The following is a 17,476-nucleotide window of genomic DNA, read 5'->3' on the forward strand; positions in this document are numbered from 1 at the left end:
TTTGCGACAAATGCGGGTAATCACCGCATTTGCCAGCCATTTCAGCGCAGCTCGGTGCTGCCCATGCCGTGTTCCACCAGCTTCTTGCGCAAGGTGTTGCGGTTGATCCCCAGCATCGCAGCGGCTTTGACCTGATTGCCGTCGCACTGGCGCATGATCGCCTGCAGTAATGGGACCTCGAATGCCGCCAGCGCCTTGTCATAGACGGCGCCATGCTCTGGTCGCTCGGTCAGCAGGAAGCGACCGACAGCCTGTTCGAAATCGCTTTCCTCACGCCGGCTCTCGCCCCCACCCAGCGCCGGTTCGTCAAAGATGCTGCCCAGGGCATCGGCCGTGATAAGGTCATCGCGGCTCATGATGACGGCGCGGAAGACCAGGTTGCGCAATTCACGGACGTTTCCGCGCCAGTTGCGACGCTGCATCGCTGCGATCGCGGTGGCATCGAAGCTGCGTTTTGGCAGCCCTTCATGGACCGCCAGAGACAGGAAATGGTCAACCAGGGCCGGGATATCGCTCAACCGATCGCGCAATGGCGGAAGATCGATCGGCACGACATTGATCCGGTAGTACAGGTCTTCGCGAAACAGCCCGGCCTCGATCAGAGGACCGAACGGCTTGTTGGTCGCAGCGACAAAGCGCACGTCCAGTTCGATCTCGCGATGTCCGCCGACGCGGGTGATGCGCCCCGTCTGCAGCGTGCGCAGCAGCCGCGTCTGCGCCTGCATCGGCATGTCGCCGATCTCGTCGAGGAACAGGGTGCCGCCATGGGCCTGTTCGAACTTGCCGATGGTCTGCGAGACCGCTCCGGTAAACGCTCCCTTTTCGTGCCCGAACAGCTCGGATTCGATCAGTTCTGCGGGGATGGCCGCCATGTTGACCGCGACGAACGGCCCCTGCTTGCGGTGGCCCAGCTGGTGGATCGCCTCTGCCACCAGTTCCTTGCCGGTCCCGGATTCGCCCAGGATCAGCACCGACAGATCGTTGCGCAGAACGCGCGTGATCATCCGGTAGACGTTCTGCATCGGCGCACTGCGGCCCACCAGCGGCAGGCCACTGTCGGCAGGATCGCTATCGGCATTGCCGATGACGTCGTCGTTCCGCGCAATCGCCTGCAGCACCGCGCGGATCAGCTCGTCGAGGTCGAAGGGCTTGGGGAAATATTCGTAAGCCCCGGCCTCGCTCGCGCGCACAGCCGTATCGAGCGTATTTTGTGCAGACAGAACAATCACCGGCGTGTCGGGATGGCGGTCCAGTACGCTGCCCAGCGACGCGATGCCGTCGCCGTCTTCGAGCATGACGTCGGTCAGGATCACGGCATATTGCTTGTTCGCGAGCAGCGCATTGCGCCGCACGATCGACGTGCAATGATCGACCGTGCAGCCCTCAGCCTCGAGTGCCGCCATGATCACCTGTGCAATCGCGCGGTCATCCTCGACCAGCAGTACCGATTTAGCCATGCGATCGGTTATCCTTACGATGCCAGCGGGAGGAAGAGGCGAAAATGGGTGAGCCCCAGCGCCGTATCGCGATCGTGCACGATCCGCCCGTTCATGTCGCGCACCAGCTTCTGCACCAGCGCCAGCCCCAGCCCTTGCCCGGTCTTCTTGGTGGTGACGAAAGGCGAGAATATGTCCTCGGCGATGCCGGTGTCGATGCCGGGGCCGTTATCGGTAACGCGCACTTCCACAGGCAGGCGGATATAGCTGCCGTCGCGCGACAGCCGCATCCGCACGCCGCTCACGAATTTGGTGGTCAGCGTGATGCACGCGCCCTCCTGACCATCCATCGCCTCGCGGGCGTTGGTGATGAGGTTGAGCAGAATCTGCACCAGATTGTCGGCATCGGCCAGAACCCGCGGTATCGACGGATCGAACCGCTCGACAAACCGGACCGTATCGGGGTGCGCGGTTTCCACGATCTCGCGTACGCGACTGAGCGGTTCGTAGATGTTGCATGGCTTCATCGGCGCTGCAGTGCGACTGGTCAGTGACTGCATCTGGTCGATCAACAGAGCGATGCGATCAACCTCGGCCGTGATCAGCCCTGACAGCCTGCGCCCCGCCCCATCGAGTTGACGTTCGATCAGCTGCGCCGCGCCCTTGATTGCGGCCAGCGGGTTCTTGATCTCGTGCGCCAGAATGTCCGGGCCGCGAACGGCGAAGCCCTCCGCGCCGGCATCGCCATCGAACAGCGGCGACCCTGCGCCAGACTCATTGAGCACCAGCAGCTGCCAGCCCTCGCCCTGCCCGACCGGGCTCAGCGAGATGTCGACCTTGCGCACGCTGGAACGCCCGATGTGGACCCGCATGCCGTGCGCGGCCAGATTGGTATCGGGCTGATCGAGGGCGGCCCCGATGCGGGCATCGTCGAACCGCAGAAACTCGGAGAGAGGCCTTCCGACAAGCCGCCGGGCACTTTGTTCGAGCATGTTTTCCGCCGCAGCATTGGCTGCTGCGATGGTCCTGTCGGCGTGGAGCATGACCACAGCCATCGGCAGGCTCTGCAGCTGCGCGGCCGAATCAGGCGCCTGCTCGGCCATCGCCGTCATCAGGCGGCGGCGCGCTGCAGCCAGGGGCGATAGAATTCGCCCAGCATCGAAAGCACCACATCGGGGTTGTCGATCTGGTTCATCTTGTTGCGCAGCTCGGCGGAACCCGGCAGTCCCTTGGTGTACCAGCCCAGATGCTTGCGGGCCATCTTGACGCCGGTATCGCTGCCGTAATGCTCGAGCATGGCATGATAATGCTCGACGATGACCGCATATTGTTCATCCAGATCAGGGTCGGGCAAAGCCTCCCCGGTGCGCAACGCGTGCATCACCTGGCCGAGCAGCCATGGCTTGCCATAGGCCCCGCGCCCGATCATGACGCCATCTGCACCACTCTGTTCGAGCGCGGTGCGCGCGTCCTCGATGCTGCAGATGTCACCATTGACGATGACGGGCAGCTTCACCGCTGCCTTGACCCGAGCGACGAACGCCCAGTCGGCGCTGCCCTTGTACATCTGGTTGCGGGTGCGGCCATGCACCGTGATCAGCTTTGCGCCCAGATCTTCGGCGATCCGCGCGAGCTCCGGCGCGTTCAGGCTGTCATGGCACCAGCCCATGCGCATCTTGACCGTCACCGGCACCTTTACCGCCTTGACCGTCGCCTCGATCAGGCTGGCGGCGAGCGGCAGGTCGCGCATCAGCGCAGAGCCCGCATCGCCATTGACCACCTTCTTTACCGGGCAGCCCATGTTGATGTCGATGATCGGGGCACCCCGATCCTCGTTCAGTTTCGCCGCCTCGGCCATTGCTGTGGGGTCGCACCCCGCCAACTGCATCGACACCGGCTCTTCGACCGGATGCCATGCGGCTTTCTGCAGTGACTGGCGTGTCTCGCGGATCATCGCCTGGCTGGCGATCATCTCGGTGACGTTCAAGCCGGACCCATAGCGGCGGACCAATGTACGGAACGGCATGTCGGTCACGCCGGTCATCGGCGCAAGCAGCACCGGCTCGTCGATCTGAAGCGGTCCGATGTGGATCGGCTTGAGCGCTGGAATGTGGGTCATGATGGGATCTGTGCCTAATATTTAGGCAGCCCCATAATCGCAAAGCCGCTGGCGGGCAAGCAGCAGTTGGTCTATGCGCCCTGCCCGATGACCGACACGCCATCTCCATTGACACTCGCCCTGCCTCGCGCAGCCGCTCTCATCGTGGCGGCGGGCAAGGGCCTGCGCGCGGGCGGCGATGTTCCCAAGCAATATGCGATCTATCAAGACAAGCCGCTGCTGCGTCATAGCGTTGACGCCTTTGCGGGCTGGAATGCCAACACCCGGCTTTTTGTCGTGATCGGCGAGGGTCAGAGCGAGGCGGCAGAGCGGGCGCTGATGGGCGTGGAGAATGTGACCTTCGTCACTGGCGGAGCCGAGCGGCGCGATTCCGTGCGCTTGGGATTGCTGGCCATTGCTGCAAGCGGAGGCGCAGACCGCGTCTTCATCCACGATGCAGCGCGCCCGCACCTTCCTGCTGCGGTGCTGGATCGCCTGAACACGGCTCTGGATGGCCTGCCCGGCGCGGTGCCGGTTGTGCCTGTCGTCGACAGCATTGTGCGCGGCGCCGGCGGCGTGATGGACGCCGCTGTGGAACGAAGTGCCTTGTGGCGGGTACAGACGCCGCAGGCCTTTCATTTTGATGCGATCCTGGCTGCGCATCTCGCCTGGCCCGATCAGGCCATCGCCACCGACGATAGCCAGATTGCCCGTGCGCACGCCCTGGCCGTAGCGCTGGTCGAAGGCGACGAAGCGCTGAAGAAGATCACCTTTTCCGAGGATTTCGCCATGACTGCATCCCCCGCTGTCGTCTTTACCCGTACCGGCATGGGCTATGACGTGCACCGGCTGGCGAGCGGGGAGGAACTGTGGCTGGGTGGTATCCGGATCGCGCATGACCGCGGGCTCGTCGGGCACAGCGATGCCGATGTTGCACTCCACGCGGTCACCGATGCCCTGCTGGGAGCAATGGCGCTGGGCGATATCGGAGAGCATTTTCCGCCCAGCGATCCGCAATGGCGCGGCGCGGATTCCGCTCGTTTTCTGGCGCACGCGGCATCATTGGTGAGGGACAAGGGCGGGACAATCGCCAATATCGACCTGACCATCATCTGCGAGGCCCCCAAAATCGGCCCACACAAATCCGCCATCCAGCAAAGGATCGCCAATATCCTCGAACTTCGCCCCGATCAGGTCGGCGTGAAGGCCACCACGACCGAGCGGCTGGGCTTTACCGGACGCGGCGAAGGCATAGCGGCGCAAGCGGTCGCCAACGTGATGGTCACGGGATAACGCACAGGAAACATGTCCATGACACAGACTCATCCCATCAAGATTGCAGCCAGGTCGCTTCTGGCGCTCGCTGCCTTGGCCAGCACGTCTGCACAGGCTGCCCAGACGGCGGCGGCCTGCCTGACCCCCGCAGAGGCGCAGTCGGTCGCGGTCGCAGCATTGCCCGATGCGCTGGCCAGCGCGCGGCGCGCATGCCTGCCGCATCTGCCAGGAACGTCGGCGCTGAGCCGAGCAACGACGCGCATCAGCCAGGTGTATCAGCCCGCTGCCGACAGGGCGTGGCCCAAGGCCGGGCGTGCGTTCATGTCAGCGGTCGAACTTCCCCTGCCCCCCGGCACCGACCCGGCGCTGGTACGTCCGTTGCTGACGGCGGCAATCTCTGCGATGGTTGAACAGGAGATCAAGCCGACCGATTGCGGCGCGATCGACGAGTTCTATGGCGCGCTCGAACCCTTGCCGCCCGAGAATGTCGGCAAGCTGCTGGTCGCTGTTCTCAAGATGGACGACGCCTCCGACAAGCCGGCGAAGCGCGATGCCAATCCGTTCACGATCTGCAAGGACGGCTCGAAATGAACAACCTCCTGCCGCCGCGCTTGATCGATCTGGCAGCGCGCGTCGTTGCCGAGAACGCTGCGGTAGACCGCAAGGTCGCCCTGGTGGAAAGCTGCACCGGCGGCCTGGTCTGCGCTGCGCTGACCGAAATTCCGGGTAGCTCCGCAGTGCTGGATCGCGGGTTTGTGACCTATTCCAACGATGCCAAGATCGAATCCGTGGGGGTCAGCGCCGAGCTGATCGATACCTTTGGGGCGGTTTCGGTCGCGGTCGCCTGGGCGATGGCGCGCGGCGCGCTCAAGCACTCGGACGCAGATGTTGCCGTGGCGATTACCGGTGTTGCAGGCCCCGGCGGCGGCAGCGACAGCAAGCCTGTCGGCACCGTGATCTTTGCCTGCGCGCTGCGCGGCCAGAGCGAAAACGACATCAGCGCCGAGCAGAAGAATTTCGATCCCACGCTCAGTCGCGCGGAAATCCGTCAGGAAGCTGCGCTGGCCGCGCTGGAACTGCTGCTGCCGTAAAGCTCTGCCGCGCGCGTTTCAAAGGCGCCGACCATCTTGCGAAACGCGCGGTCGAAATACTGGCCGGCCAGCGATTCGAACAGGCGGTTCTTGAAGGTGAACGACACGTAGAAATCGAGCGTGCAGCCGCCCTGCCCGTCGCTGGCGAACTGCCAGACATTTTCGAGGTTCTTGAGCGGCCCGTCGAGATACTCGACCTCGATCCGCTCGCCCGGCACCTTGGTGACGCGCGAAGTGAACTTCTCGCGCAATTGCTTGAAGCCCACCACCATGTCCGCCACCATCTCGGTCTGGCTGTCGGATTTCACCCGCGTCGCGATGACCCAGGGCAGGAATTCGGCATAGCGGGCCACATCGGCCACCAGATCGTACATCTGGTCGGGCCGAAAGGGCAGATGCCGGGTTTCGCGATGCGAGGGCATTTCCGGCCCCTTACCGCGCTGCCTGCCGCGCCAGCTTTGCTTCACGCGCAGCGCGCATCTCGGCAAAATCCTCGCCAGCGTGATAGCTCGACCGGGTCAGCGGGCTGGATGCAACCTGCAGGAAGCCTTTTGCGCGCGCGATTGCAGCATAGGCGTCGAACGCCTTGGGGGTCACGAAATCGATGACCTTGGCGTGACGCGGGGTGGGCTGCAGATACTGGCCCATGGTCAGGAAATCGACATCGGCAGAGCGCATGTCGTCCATGACCTGATGCACCTCCAGGCGTTCCTCGCCCAGGCCCATCATTATGCCGGACTTGGTGAAGATCGACGGATCGAGCCTTTTGACCATTTCCAGCAGCCTGAGCGATGCGTAATAGCGCGCGCCGGGGCGGATGGTGGGATATAGCCGGGGCACCGTTTCCAGATTGTGATTGTACACATCGGGCCGCGCGGTGACGATCGCCTCGACGGCTGCCTCGTGCTTGTTGCGGAAATCCGGGGTGAGGATCTCGATCGTCGTCTTGGGCGTCGTGCGCCGCAGCGCCTCGATCACCTTGACGAACTGGCTCGCCCCGCCATCGGCCAGATCATCGCGATCGACCGAGGTGATGACGATATGCTCGAGCCCCATCTGCGCGGCTGCGTCGGCCACATGCTGCGGTTCCTTGAGGTCCACCGCACGCGGCATGCCGGTCTTGACGTTGCAGAACGCGCAGGCGCGCGTGCACACATCGCCCAGGATCATTACCGTGGCGTGTTTCTTGGTCCAGCACTCGCCGATATTGGGGCAAGCCGCCTCTTCGCACACGGTGTTGAGGTTGAGATCGCGCATCAGTTTGCGCGTTTCATTGAACCCCTTGCTGGTGGGTGCGCGAACGCGGATCCAGTCGGGCTTGCGGACACGGGCCGGGCGACCCTCGGGGGTGGCGATGGGTGTGATGTCGTTCATGCCCCGCGCTTTAGCGCAGGGACATGCGCACTTCCACTGGTAAAAGCGCCCCGGGGGTCACACCTATGGCGCGGCAGAGCGTTTGAACAGCCAACCCTGGAGCATCCATGCAATCCGTTACCGCCCCGTCGTCTCCCCATGACCTGCCTGATGATCTCGATGCCGTGCTGGCCGATGTCTGGCAAAGGCTTGGCCGCGCTGCCAAGGATCGGCGTGCCGCGATGCACACGCCGGTCGTCGCCACGATCTTGCAGGATGGGGCGCCCAGCCAGAGGGTGATGGTGCTGCGCGCCTTCGACCGCGCATCGGCGACATTGCGTTTCCATACGGATGCGCGCGCGGCCAAGACGGAGCAGGTTGGGGCCGGCAGTCCGGTGTCGGTCCTGTGCTACGATCCGGGCGCCAAGCGTCAGTTCCGCCTGACGGGAACGGCACGGATCGAAACCGACACGCCGGCCGCCGATCAGGCCTGGGCCGAGGCAACGTTGTTCGCCAAGCGCTGCTACCTCGCCGACCCCGCACCAGGAACGGTCTCCGATATCCCGGTATCGGGCCTCGCTGCCGATATCGAGGGACGCAAGCCCGAGGACGAGGCTGAGGTCGCGCCCGGTCGCCCGAACTTTGCGCTACTGATGGCGCAGATCGACACGGTGGAATTCCTCCACCTCGCCCACACCGGCCATCGCCGCGCGATTTTTCGCAAATCAGCGGATGGATCATGGCAAGGCCAATGCCTGGTGCCATGACGATTGCTTTTGACCGGCTGACGCGCCATTTTCGGGCATGTCCAATGAAATACCGCCAAATATCGCCCTGCTGATCGATGCAGACAATGCTAGCCCCGCCGGAATCGATCCGGTACTGACCGTGCTGGCAGAGCTCGGCACGGTGAATATCCGCCGCGCCTATGCCAACTGGCGCAAGCCTGCGCTCAAGGGCTGGGCCGACATCGTCCACAAGTTCGGCATCGAGCCACAACAGCAGTTCGATCTCACCAAGGGCAAGAACGCTACCGACATGAAGATGACCATCGATGCGATGGATCTGCTGTACAGGGGCCGTGTCAACGGCTTCGGTATCATGAGCTCGGACAGCGATTTCATGCCGCTCGCGCAACGCATTCGTCAGGATGGCCTGCCGGTCTATGGCTTTGGCGGGGAAAAGACTCCGGAGGCATTCAAGCAGGCCTGCACACGCTTCATCGATGTCGGTGCGCTGATCAAAGTTCAAGGCGCCGAAAAGAAAGCGGAAATAGTGGCGTCTTCAAAGACTCCGCCGAAGCCCGACCCCAAGCCTGCCGCCGGCGGGAGTACCATCGACGGTGATGTGATCAAGCTGCTGATCGATGCCTATCAGGCCAGCAAACGCGACGAACGCGGCTTTGCCTCGCTCAGCGAGGTGGGCAAACTTGCTGGCAATCGGTCCAGCTTCGACGTCCGCAACCATGGTTTTGCGCGGCTGCTCGACATGTTCGAGGCCTCGCCGCAGTTCGCCACCGAACGGCGAGACAACGGCGGGCTTTTCGTCAAGCGGCTGCGCTGAAGGTCACTCCCACTCGATCGTGCCGGGCGGCTTCGAGGTGTAGTCGTAGACCACGCGGTTGATGCCCTTGACCTCGTTGATGATCCGGGTCGCTGTGCGCTGGAGGAAGCTCGAGTCGAACGGATAGATGTCTGCAGTCATCCCGTCGGTGCTGGTCACCGCGCGCAGGGCGCAGACATTGTCGTAGGTGCGGCCATCGCCCATCACGCCGACGGTCTTGACCGGCAGCAGCACGGCAAACGCCTGCCAGATCGCGTCGTACAATCCGGCATTGCGGATCTCGTCTAGATAGACCGCATCAGCCTTGCGCAGGATGTCGCAGCGATCGCGGGTCACTTCGCCGGGGATGCGGATGGCAAGGCCGGGTCCGGGGAACGGGTGCCTGCCGACGAACACATCGGGCAGTCCGAGCTCGCGGCCCAGCGCGCGGACCTCGTCCTTGAACAGTTCGCGCAAGGGCTCGACCAGCTTCATGTTCATCCGCTCGGGCAGACCGCCGACATTGTGGTGGCTCTTGATCGTCACCGAAGGCCCGCCGGTGAACGAGACGCTTTCGATGACGTCAGGATAGAGCGTGCCCTGCGCCAGGAACTCCGCGCCACCGATCTTGCGTGCCTCGGATTCGAACACGTCGATGAAGGTCTTGCCGATGAACTTGCGCTTGAGCTCGGGATCGGTGACCCCGGCGAGCCCGCCCAGGAACAGGGCTTCGGCCTGCACGTGCACCAGCGGAATGTTGTAGTGCCCCTTGAACAGGCTGACGACCTGATCGGCCTCGCCCATGCGCATCAGGCCGTGGTCGACGAACACGCAGGTCAGCTGCTCGCCGATCGCCTCGTGGATCAGCACCGCAGCCACCGCGCTGTCGACACCGCCCGAAAGCCCGCAGATCACCCGTGATGAGCCGACCTGCTGGCGGATTTCAGCGATCTTGGCGGCCTTGAACTCGGCCATCGACCAATCGCCGCGACAACCGCAGACATGACGCACGAAATTGGCGATCAGCTTGCCGCCATCGGGTGTGTGGACCACCTCGGGGTGGAACTGCATGGCGTAGAAACAGCGCTCGTCATCGGCGATGACCGCGAACGGCGCGCCGGGCGAGGAAGCGACGGAACGGAAGCCGGGGGCAAGCTCAGTGACCTTGTCGCCATGGCTCATCCAGACCTGATGCGCCTCGCCTTCCTTCCACAGGCCGTCGAACAGTCGGCAGCGGTCGGTGATCTCGATGAACGCGCGGCCGAATTCGCCGCCCTTCTCGCCGCCACCTTCGACCATGCCGCCAAGCTGCTGGGTCATCGTCTGCTGACCATAGCAGATGCCCAGGATCGGCACGCCGGAGTCCAGGATGACCTGCGGGGCACGCGGACTGCCGTCTTCGGTCACCGAGGCTGGACCGCCCGAAAGAATTACGCCTTTCGGTTTCAACCGGGCGAACGCCGCTTCGGCGCTGCTGAACGGAGCAATCTCGCTATACACCCCCGCCTCGCGCACGCGGCGTGCAATCAGCTGGGTCACCTGGCTGCCGAAATCGACAATCAGCACGGATTCGTCATGGGCTATGGTCATGCCTCAGCCGATAGTTTGAGCGTGCGCTCAAGTCTAGAGTTCAACGTGACCGCTGGCCATTCGGTAACCGATGATTTTGGTTCACGCGAAGACGCGAAGACGCGAAGTCGGTATGATCATTAACGACACGACGGAGGCCCTCCTTGAACGTCGCTCCGCCAAAGTTCATCAAAAGGCCAACGGGCACCTTGGCCAGTCTCAAATATGTGAGCAGTTGCTTTCCGTGTACCGGTGCAACGCGCTCGACTGATTTGATTTCGATGATGAGCAAGCCGTTCACGACGATATCGGCCCTGAAGCCTTCGCGCAGATCCAGGCCGCGATAGCGGATGCTAATCGGCAGCTGCCGCACGACTTCAAGGCCTCGCTCCGCAAGGCAATGCGCCAGCACTACCTCATAGACAGTTTCAAGAAGGCCTGGCCCCAGTTCCCGGTGAACCATAAGGCCACAATCGACCGCTATGGTCGCTATTTCTTCAACATCTCGCATCTTGCGTTGCCCTCTTCGCGGCTTCGCGGCTTCGCGTGAGCCTCTTCAGACCCCTTCCGCCAGCATTGCCCTCAGATCGGTCTTCAGGATCTTGCCGATATGGCTGCGCGGCAGTTCCTCGATCAGGTGAAGTGCGCTCAGGCGCTGGGTCTTTCCGAGTTCGGCGTTGACGCTCGCCAGCAGCGCATCGAGGTCCAGCGCCTGGCCAAGCGCGGCAACCACGAAACCGACCGGGGTTTCGCCCCAGCGTTCCGACGGCATGCCCACGACTGCAGCATCGGCTACGCCAGGCTGCTGCATCAGGATCTCTTCGAGGTCCTTGGGGTAGATATTGAACCCGCCCGAAATGATCATGTCCTTGGCGCGGCCGACGATCTGGACGAAGCCGTCCTCGTCGACGATGCCGATATCGCCCATCTTGAACCACAGATCGCCATTGGCATCGCGCCATTCCATCTCGCGCGTCTTGTCGGGCTGGTTCTTGTAACCGCTCATCATTGTCGGCGACCGGCCCACCATCTCGCCCTTGGAGCCGGGGGGTAGCTCGTTGCCGTCCTCGTCGACCACCTTGAGCTCATGCCCCTTCACCGGCTGGCCGACGGTGTGGAGCTTGTCGGGGAAGTTGTGCGCCTGCAGCATGCACACCACCCCGCCCTCGGTCATGCCGTAAATTTCGACGAGTCCGCCGGGGAAGCGCTTGAGCGCCTCGGCCTTCAGCTCGGCGCTGAACGGGGCGCTGGTGCAGAACTTGATCTGCATCGACGACAGGTCGTGCGTATCGAAATCCGGATGAGCGAGCAGCCGCTGATATTGAACGGGAACGAGCATAGTGTGCGTCGCCCGCATGTCCTGCGCCGCCTCAAGCCAGCCTGCCGCATCGAACTTGCCCATCAGCCGCGCCAGGCCACCGTGCACCATCGTGGGCAGGAACACCGCGAGCGTGGTGTTCGAATAGAGCGGGGTCGAGAGGATGGCGCGCGCATCCTCGCTGTAGATCGCCTGAAAACCCGCGACAGACTGGCGCCAGCGCATGGCATGCGAGTGGACGATGCCCTTGGGGGTGCCGGTGGTGCCGCTGGAATAGATGATGTTGAACGCATCGCCCGGCTGCGGCGGCACGACATCAGGCACCGCCCCCTCGCCCGCCATCCATCCGGAGATATCGGGAACATCGCCGACCGGGTGATCCAGCATGACATGCTGCGCGGTGCCCAGGTCGACGCCGCTTGCGAGCAGCTCGGCGCGCTTTTCGGTATCGATGAACAGGTGGATCGCGCCGGAATCGGCGAGCATGTTGGCAAGCTGGCGCGGGGTGGCGCTGGTGGTGAGCGGTGCCGCGCACCCGCCCGCCCGGATGGAGCCAAGGTAGGCAAGCGCATAGGATACCGAGGTCGTCCCGAGAATGGCGACCGCCTGGCCGCGCTGCAGGCCATCGGCGAGCAACTGCGCCGCTATCCTGTCGACCTGTGCGGACAGCTCGCCCCAACTGATCTGACGATGACCGTCATCGAGCGCGGGAGCATCGGGGCGTTCCCGCCCCCAGGCAGCAACGATGCCGGGCCAATCGCCGAATTCCTGTTCGAGCTGTGCCTTGATGTCCATCCTCGTCCTCCCGTGCGGGCCTCATGACCCTTGTGTTGCACAACTATGCCCAGAGCGGGACGGCGAGGAAAGAGGTTATCGTAAACGTCAAGCTTGGCGCGCGCCTGTCAGCGCGCGACGGAGGCCACAAAGGTGTTTTCCACCCAGCCGCTGAGGCACGGACCGTCATAGGCGCGCTTGGCCCTGACCGGCGCGGTCACACCGCAATCGATCTGGGGACTGACCGTCTCAGGTGGGCTCGCACCATCTGTTGCGCTGGCGGCGTCGTCTTGGAGCGGCAGCGTTCCGGGGCGCAATACCTGTGGTGCGGTGCCGTCCTCTGTGCCCACCACGACGCCCAGCCATTGCTGATCGAGGCTGCGCGTACAGACAAAGACATGCGCGTTTTCGGCCAGCGAGCCGACCTGCTTGGCGGTATCGAAGGGCGCATCGCGCAAGGGCAATGCTGCCCCGCGAAGGTTCCCGACGCGCCCGCGACCCTGGCAGGCGGCAAAGCGCGTACCGCCCTCGCCGATGTTCACTGGACGGGCCGTGGGGCTGGGATCATCGCTGCGGACCCGCTCTTGCGCCACCACTCCGCCGGGTTCACGCTGACGCGTCGGCTCCGGATCGGCGCACCCTGACAGGGCGATCAGAACGAGAAGAGACGGGTGCAAAGCTTTCATGAACACAGGTATAGGTCTTCCGCGTCTGCAAGCAAGCGACCAAGCAGGCGGCACCTGACGAATGCCGGCCTGACCGCTGGCACAATATGCACGAAAATATGTGCAAAACCGGCCAGATATGCTTGGGTTTCGTGCTCTGCGCGGCTATGGCAATTTCATGACAGAGACCAGCAAACCTTCCACCGAGAATAACCAGAACCCCGCCAACACCAACGCTTACGGCGCGGATTCGATCAAGGTCCTCAAGGGCCTTGATGCCGTGCGCAAGCGTCCCGGCATGTATATCGGCGATACCGACGATGGATCGGGTCTGCATCACATGGTGTTCGAGGTTTCCGACAACGCGATCGATGAGGCGCTGGCCGGGCATTGCGACCGCGTTCTGATCACGCTCAACCCCGACAATTCGGTGACGGTGGAAGACAACGGCCGCGGCATCCCGACCGGTATCCATGCGGAGGAAGGCATTTCAGCTGCCGAGGTCATCATGACCCAGCTCCACGCGGGCGGAAAGTTCGAGAACACCAGCGAAGACAACGCGTACAAGGTCTCCGGAGGCCTGCATGGCGTCGGCGTCAGCGTCGTCAATGCATTGTCCGAATGGCTCGAACTGCGAATCTGGCGCGACGGGCAGGAAAACTGGATGCGCTTTCGCCATGGCGATGCCGAAGCGCCGTTGAAGGTCGTCGGCCCTTCGCCCGAAGGCAAGAAGGGTACGCAGGTCACCTTCCTGTTCTCGCAGGACACGTTCAAGAATGTCACCGAATATGATTTCGAAAAGCTCGAGCACCGCTATCGCGAGCTTGCCTTCCTGAACTCGGGCGTGCGCGTCATCCTGCGCGATGAGCGCCATGCCGAGGCGAAGGAACACGACCTGTATTACGAGGGCGGCATCGCCGCATTCGTCAAATGGCTCGATCGCAACAAGCAGCCGCTGATGCCCGATCCCATCGCGATCTCCGGGTCGCGCGATGAGGTCACCATCGACGTCGCGCTGGAATGGAACGACAGCTATTACGAAAACGTGCTGTGCTTCACCAACAACATACCCCAGCGCGATGGCGGCACGCATCTGGCCGCCTTCCGTGCGGCACTGACCCGCACGCTCAACAACTATGCCGAAAAGTCGGGGCTGCTGAAGAAGGAAAAGGTTTCGCTCACCGGCGATGACATGCGCGAAGGCCTGACCGCGATCGTTTCGGTCAAGCTGCCCGATCCCAAGTTCAGCTCGCAGACCAAGGACAAGCTGGTCAGCTCCGAAGTGCGCCAGCCGCTCGAGAGCCTGATGGCGGACAAGATGGCCGAGTGGCTGGAAGAAAATCCCGCACACGCCAAGTCGATCGTCGCCAAGATCATTGACGCCGCCGCCGCGCGCGAAGCTGCCAAGAAGGCGCGCGAGCTCACACGGCGCAAGGGCGCGATGGACATTGCCTCTCTGCCCGGCAAGCTCGCCGACTGCCAGGAGCGCGATCCCGCCAAGTCCGAACTGTTCCTGGTCGAGGGTGACTCGGCAGGCGGATCTGCCAAGCAGGGCCGTGATCGCCAGTATCAGGCCATCCTGCCGCTCAAGGGCAAGATCCTCAACGTCGAGCGCGCGCGCTTCGACCGGATCATCTCGTCGAAGGAGGTCGGCACCCTGATCCAGGCGATGGGCACCGGCATCCGCGATGACTTCACCATCGACAAGCTGCGCTACCACAAAATCGTGATCATGACCGACGCTGACGTCGACGGCGCGCATATCCGCACTTTGTTGCTGACGTTCTTCCATCGCCAGATGCCCGAGATCATCCGGGGCGGCTTCCTCTACATTGCCCAGCCTCCGCTGTACAAGGTCGCCAAGGGCAAGAGCGAGGTCTATCTCAAGGACAATGATGCGCTCGACCAGTATCTGGTGGATGCAGGGCTCAATGGCCGCGTCTTCGAAACCGTCAGCGGCGCACGCAGCGGCGAGGATCTTCGCACGCTGGTGGAGCATGCCCGCCGGATGAAGAGCCTGATGACCTATGTGCCACGCCGCTACGATCCGCTGATCATCGAAGGTCTGGCCCTGGCTGGCGCGCTGGCTCCGGACATGCCCGACGCCGACCGGCAGGCCGCCGTCGATGCCGCAACTGCCTGGATGGGCGGCGCCGATCCGGAAGCGCGCTGGCAGGGCTCGCTGTCCGAAGAAGGCGGCTATCACATGCAGCGCTTCTGGCGCGGGGTGACCGACCATCATGTCGTCGATCTGGCATTTCTCAACAGTGCCGAAGCGCGCAAGCTCCACCGGCTGGCAGGCGAGTTCGCCGAGGTGTACCTGAACCCCAGCCGTCTGGTGAAGGCGGCTTCCGCGCCGACTGCGGTCGCTGCTTCGGAAGACGGAACGGACGAGCCCGAGGATATCGCCACCACCACAGGACTGGTCGTCAACCGGCCATCGGTGCTGATCGAGGCGATCCTGGCGGCGGGCCGCAAGGGTCTGTCGGTTCAGCGCTACAAGGGTCTGGGCGAAATGAATGCCGAGCAGCTGTGGGAAACCACGCTCGACCCCAATCACCGTTCGCTGCTGCAGGTGAAGGTCGATGACGCGGACATCACCGACGAGGTGTTCACCCAGCTGATGGGCGATATCGTCGAGCCGCGCCGCGAGTTCATTCAGGAAAACGCGCTGAACGTCGCCAATCTGGACGTGTAAGATGGGTGCGGCATGAAGCCGATCCACCTAGCCTATATCGTCGCGCAGAAGCTGCGCGTGGCCTGGCGGCGGGGCTTCCAGGTCAGGACACGCGGGGTGAAGGCTGTCGTTCTGCAAGGCGATAGCGTGCTGTTGATCCGGCACAGCTATCAGTCGCCAGATACCTATATGCTGCCGGGTGGCGGGGTGGACCGGCGTGAAACGCCGGTCGAGGCCGGTGTGCGCGAAGTGCGCGAGGAAACCGGCTGCACGCTTGCCGAAGTGCGCGAACACGGGCTGTTCATCTCCACCAGCGAAGGCTGGCCCGATCATATCACCGTGGTGGTGGGCACCACCACCGACACGCCGGTCGCCGACGGCCGCGAGCTGCTGGAGGCGAATTTCTTTCCGCTCGGTGCATTGCCGGACACCGTGTCTCCAGCATCATTGCGCCGGATACTCGAAGTCCGCGATGGCCAGCCGCCTGCCTCGGCCTGGTAATCAGGCGAATGGCAGCTCGGGTTGACGGTCGTCGGCCTCCATCACCTCTCCTGCCTGGCTGAGCCCCGACAAGGTGAGCCCCAGAAGGCGGATCCCATTGTGCAGCGGCAGGATCTGGTCGATCAGCGACTGGCCGATTGCGCCGAACGCCGCCCGGCTGGATACCGGATGGGCTAGCGACCGGGCGCGGGTGATAGTGTGGAAATCGGAATACCTGGCCTTCAGCGTCACGGTGCGCGCCTGGGCTTCGGCGCGTTCGGCCCTTTCCCAGACGATGTCCGCCACATGATCCAGCGCCTCGCGCAACGCCGTCTCGGTCCAGATGTCCTCGCCATAGGTGCGCTCGCCGCCGATCGACTTGCGGATGCGGTCTGGTCGCACCGGGCGGTTGTCGATGCCGTGTGCGGCGCCATACAGATAGCTGCCCCAGGTGCCGAAATGCGACAGCAACCACTGCTCCGATTTGGCGGCGAGATCGGCGCCCGTGGCGATGCCGAGGGCTGCCATCTTCTCGGCCGTGCGCGGACCGATGCCGTGGAACCGCTTGACCGGTAACGCCGCAACGAAACCTGGCCCCTGTTCCGGACGGATGACGCATAAGCCATCGGGCTTGTTCTGGTCGCTGGCGATCTTGGCGATGAACTTGTTGTACGAAACGCCCGCGCTGGCGGTGAGCCCGGTTTCGCGCGCAATATCGGCGCGAATCATTTGCGCGATCTCGGTTGCAGACGCGATGCCCTGGCGGTTGGTTGTCACGTCCAGATAGGCCTCGTCGAGCGAGAGTGGTTCAATCAGGTCGGTATGCTGCGCAAAAATGTCGCGGATCTGACGGGAGACTGACTGGTAGACATCGAAGCGCGGCTTGACGAAGATCAGCTTCGGGCAGCGTCGCTGTGCAGTGACCGACGGCATCGCCGACCGGACGCCGAACGCCCGCGCCTCATAGCTCGCCGCCGCCACCACGCCGCGCCGCGACGAGCCACCCACGGCGACCGGATGCCCCCGCAAGGCCGGGTTGTCGCGCTGTTCCACGCTCGCGAAAAAGGCATCCATGTCGATATGGATGATCTTGCGCAGGCCGGGATCGCTTGGGTCAACCATGTTCGCAGTGAAAATAGAAGTGACTTGCGCAGTTGGCAATCAGGTCCCCAACGCCCATTATGGTGCAATGCACAAT

The 17,476-nt window shown here is 63.4% G+C and carries 17 protein-coding genes; 7 read left to right on the forward strand and 10 right to left on the reverse strand.

Annotation, left to right across the window (positions count from 1 at the left end):
• Positions 1-41 precede the first annotated feature (41 nt).
• From D618_RS0109060 to dusB, 3 genes are read right to left on the reverse strand one after another with little or no spacing between them, the layout of a single operon-like run.
• A complete protein-coding gene (locus D618_RS0109060) occupies positions 42-1,457 on the reverse strand; it encodes a sigma-54 dependent transcriptional regulator (protein WP_017671191.1) in 1,416 nt (471 codons plus the stop codon).
• Positions 1,458-1,471: 14 nt separating this feature from the next.
• Positions 1,472-2,548 (reverse strand): ATP-binding protein, encoded by a 1,077-nt coding sequence (locus D618_RS0109065; RefSeq protein WP_017671192.1) that lies wholly within the window; start codon positions 2,546-2,548, stop codon positions 1,472-1,474.
• Positions 2,548-3,555, reverse strand: a complete 1,008-nt coding sequence (dusB, locus tag D618_RS0109070; protein ID WP_017671193.1) for a tRNA dihydrouridine synthase DusB — start codon at positions 3,553-3,555, stop codon at positions 2,548-2,550. The genes D618_RS0109065 and dusB overlap by 1 nt, the downstream gene beginning before the upstream one ends.
• Before the next feature lie 87 nt (positions 3,556-3,642).
• Here dusB and D618_RS0109075 point away from each other — a divergent pair, with 87 nt between their 5' ends.
• From D618_RS0109075 to D618_RS0109085, 3 genes are read left to right on the forward strand one after another with little or no spacing between them, the layout of a single operon-like run.
• A complete protein-coding gene (locus D618_RS0109075; protein ID WP_051041315.1) occupies positions 3,643-4,827 on the forward strand; it encodes a bifunctional 2-C-methyl-D-erythritol 4-phosphate cytidylyltransferase/2-C-methyl-D-erythritol 2,4-cyclodiphosphate synthase in 1,185 nt (394 codons plus the stop codon).
• A gap of 18 nt (positions 4,828-4,845) precedes the next feature.
• Complete coding sequence (locus D618_RS0109080; RefSeq protein ID WP_017671195.1) at positions 4,846-5,400, forward strand: hypothetical protein; 555 nt, start codon at positions 4,846-4,848, stop codon at positions 5,398-5,400.
• A complete protein-coding gene (locus tag D618_RS0109085; protein ID WP_017671196.1) occupies positions 5,397-5,900 on the forward strand; it encodes a CinA family protein in 504 nt (167 codons plus the stop codon). The genes D618_RS0109080 and D618_RS0109085 overlap by 4 nt, the downstream gene beginning before the upstream one ends.
• Here D618_RS0109085 and D618_RS0109090 read toward each other — a convergent pair.
• Positions 5,858-6,322 (reverse strand): type II toxin-antitoxin system RatA family toxin, encoded by a 465-nt coding sequence (locus D618_RS0109090; RefSeq protein WP_017671197.1) that lies wholly within the window; start codon positions 6,320-6,322, stop codon positions 5,858-5,860. The two genes, D618_RS0109085 and D618_RS0109090, sit on opposite strands and share 43 nt — an antisense overlap.
• Before the next feature lie 10 nt (positions 6,323-6,332).
• The gene (gene lipA / locus D618_RS0109095) at positions 6,333-7,274 is read right to left on the reverse strand and encodes a lipoyl synthase (RefSeq protein ID WP_017671198.1); all 942 of its coding nucleotides are present in this window, start codon (positions 7,272-7,274) and stop codon (positions 6,333-6,335) included.
• Positions 7,275-7,381: 107 nt separating this feature from the next.
• Here lipA and D618_RS0109100 point away from each other — a divergent pair, with 107 nt between their 5' ends.
• Together D618_RS0109100 and D618_RS0109105 are read left to right on the forward strand one after the other, a co-directional pair.
• On the forward strand, positions 7,382-8,020 hold the full coding sequence (locus tag D618_RS0109100) for a pyridoxamine 5'-phosphate oxidase family protein (protein ID WP_017671199.1): 639 nt from the start codon (positions 7,382-7,384) through the stop codon (positions 8,018-8,020).
• A gap of 37 nt (positions 8,021-8,057) precedes the next feature.
• Positions 8,058-8,816, forward strand: a complete 759-nt coding sequence (locus tag D618_RS0109105; protein WP_017671200.1) for an NYN domain-containing protein — start codon at positions 8,058-8,060, stop codon at positions 8,814-8,816.
• Positions 8,817-8,819: 3 nt separating this feature from the next.
• On the opposite strand, the gene guaA is transcribed toward D618_RS0109105, so the two are convergent.
• The 4 genes from guaA to D618_RS18110 all read right to left on the reverse strand — a co-directional run bounded on the left by guaA (position 8,820) and on the right by D618_RS18110 (position 13,142).
• Positions 8,820-10,385, reverse strand: a complete 1,566-nt coding sequence (guaA, locus tag D618_RS0109110; RefSeq protein ID WP_017671201.1) for a glutamine-hydrolyzing GMP synthase — start codon at positions 10,383-10,385, stop codon at positions 8,820-8,822.
• Positions 10,386-10,425: 40 nt separating this feature from the next.
• Positions 10,426-10,875, reverse strand: coding sequence for a GxxExxY protein (locus tag D618_RS18105; protein WP_040370387.1), 450 nt, complete (start codon positions 10,873-10,875; stop codon positions 10,426-10,428).
• Between the two features lie 45 nt (positions 10,876-10,920).
• Positions 10,921-12,477 (reverse strand): class I adenylate-forming enzyme family protein, encoded by a 1,557-nt coding sequence (locus tag D618_RS0109125; RefSeq protein ID WP_017671204.1) that lies wholly within the window; start codon positions 12,475-12,477, stop codon positions 10,921-10,923.
• 107 nt (positions 12,478-12,584) lie between these two features.
• Complete coding sequence (locus D618_RS18110; protein ID WP_152414616.1) at positions 12,585-13,142, reverse strand: hypothetical protein; 558 nt, start codon at positions 13,140-13,142, stop codon at positions 12,585-12,587.
• Positions 13,143-13,299: 157 nt separating this feature from the next.
• Between D618_RS18110 and gyrB the strand changes: the two genes are divergently transcribed.
• Together gyrB and D618_RS0109140 are read left to right on the forward strand one after the other, a co-directional pair.
• Positions 13,300-15,819, forward strand: coding sequence for a DNA topoisomerase (ATP-hydrolyzing) subunit B (gyrB, locus tag D618_RS0109135; RefSeq protein WP_026091483.1), 2,520 nt, complete (start codon positions 13,300-13,302; stop codon positions 15,817-15,819).
• Positions 15,820-15,831: 12 nt separating this feature from the next.
• Positions 15,832-16,299 carry an NUDIX domain-containing protein gene (locus tag D618_RS0109140; RefSeq protein WP_017671207.1) on the forward strand — a complete coding sequence of 156 codons (468 nt, stop codon included), beginning with the start codon at positions 15,832-15,834 and terminating at the stop codon, positions 16,297-16,299.
• On the opposite strand, the gene dinB is transcribed toward D618_RS0109140, so the two are convergent.
• Entirely contained in the window at positions 16,300-17,400 is a 1,101-nt protein-coding gene (gene dinB, locus D618_RS0109145; RefSeq protein WP_017671208.1) for a DNA polymerase IV, read from the reverse strand. It lies immediately after the preceding gene.
• Between the last annotated feature and the right edge of the window lie 76 nt (positions 17,401-17,476).

This window comes from Blastomonas sp. AAP53 (assembly GCF_000331245.1).
Taxonomy (GTDB): Bacteria; Pseudomonadota; Alphaproteobacteria; order Sphingomonadales; family Sphingomonadaceae; genus Blastomonas.

Bases quoted from the DNA above. Each gene is read 5' to 3' on its own strand.
- D618_RS0109060 (WP_017671191.1), bottom strand. From the start codon at position 1,457: ATGGCTAAATCGGTACTGCTGGTCGAGGATGACCGCGCGATTGCACAG.
- D618_RS0109065 (WP_017671192.1), bottom strand. From the start codon at position 2,548: ATGACGGCGATGGCCGAGCAGGCGCCTGATTCGGCCGCGCAGCTGCAG.
- dusB (WP_017671193.1), bottom strand. From the start codon at position 3,555: ATGACCCACATTCCAGCGCTCAAGCCGATCCACATCGGACCGCTTCAG.
- D618_RS0109075 (WP_051041315.1), top strand. From the start codon at position 3,643: ATGACCGACACGCCATCTCCATTGACACTCGCCCTGCCTCGCGCAGCC.
- D618_RS0109080 (WP_017671195.1), top strand. From the start codon at position 4,846: ATGACACAGACTCATCCCATCAAGATTGCAGCCAGGTCGCTTCTGGCG.
- D618_RS0109085 (WP_017671196.1), top strand. From the start codon at position 5,397: ATGAACAACCTCCTGCCGCCGCGCTTGATCGATCTGGCAGCGCGCGTC.
- D618_RS0109090 (WP_017671197.1), bottom strand. From the start codon at position 6,322: ATGCCCTCGCATCGCGAAACCCGGCATCTGCCCTTTCGGCCCGACCAG.
- lipA (WP_017671198.1), bottom strand. From the start codon at position 7,274: ATGAACGACATCACACCCATCGCCACCCCCGAGGGTCGCCCGGCCCGT.
- D618_RS0109100 (WP_017671199.1), top strand. From the start codon at position 7,382: ATGCAATCCGTTACCGCCCCGTCGTCTCCCCATGACCTGCCTGATGAT.
- D618_RS0109105 (WP_017671200.1), top strand. From the start codon at position 8,058: ATGTCCAATGAAATACCGCCAAATATCGCCCTGCTGATCGATGCAGAC.
- guaA (WP_017671201.1), bottom strand. From the start codon at position 10,385: ATGACCATAGCCCATGACGAATCCGTGCTGATTGTCGATTTCGGCAGC.
- D618_RS18105 (WP_040370387.1), bottom strand. From the start codon at position 10,875: ATGCGAGATGTTGAAGAAATAGCGACCATAGCGGTCGATTGTGGCCTT.
- D618_RS0109125 (WP_017671204.1), bottom strand. From the start codon at position 12,477: ATGGACATCAAGGCACAGCTCGAACAGGAATTCGGCGATTGGCCCGGC.
- D618_RS18110 (WP_152414616.1), bottom strand. From the start codon at position 13,142: ATGAAAGCTTTGCACCCGTCTCTTCTCGTTCTGATCGCCCTGTCAGGG.
- gyrB (WP_026091483.1), top strand. From the start codon at position 13,300: ATGACAGAGACCAGCAAACCTTCCACCGAGAATAACCAGAACCCCGCC.
- D618_RS0109140 (WP_017671207.1), top strand. From the start codon at position 15,832: ATGAAGCCGATCCACCTAGCCTATATCGTCGCGCAGAAGCTGCGCGTG.
- dinB (WP_017671208.1), bottom strand. From the start codon at position 17,400: ATGGTTGACCCAAGCGATCCCGGCCTGCGCAAGATCATCCATATCGAC.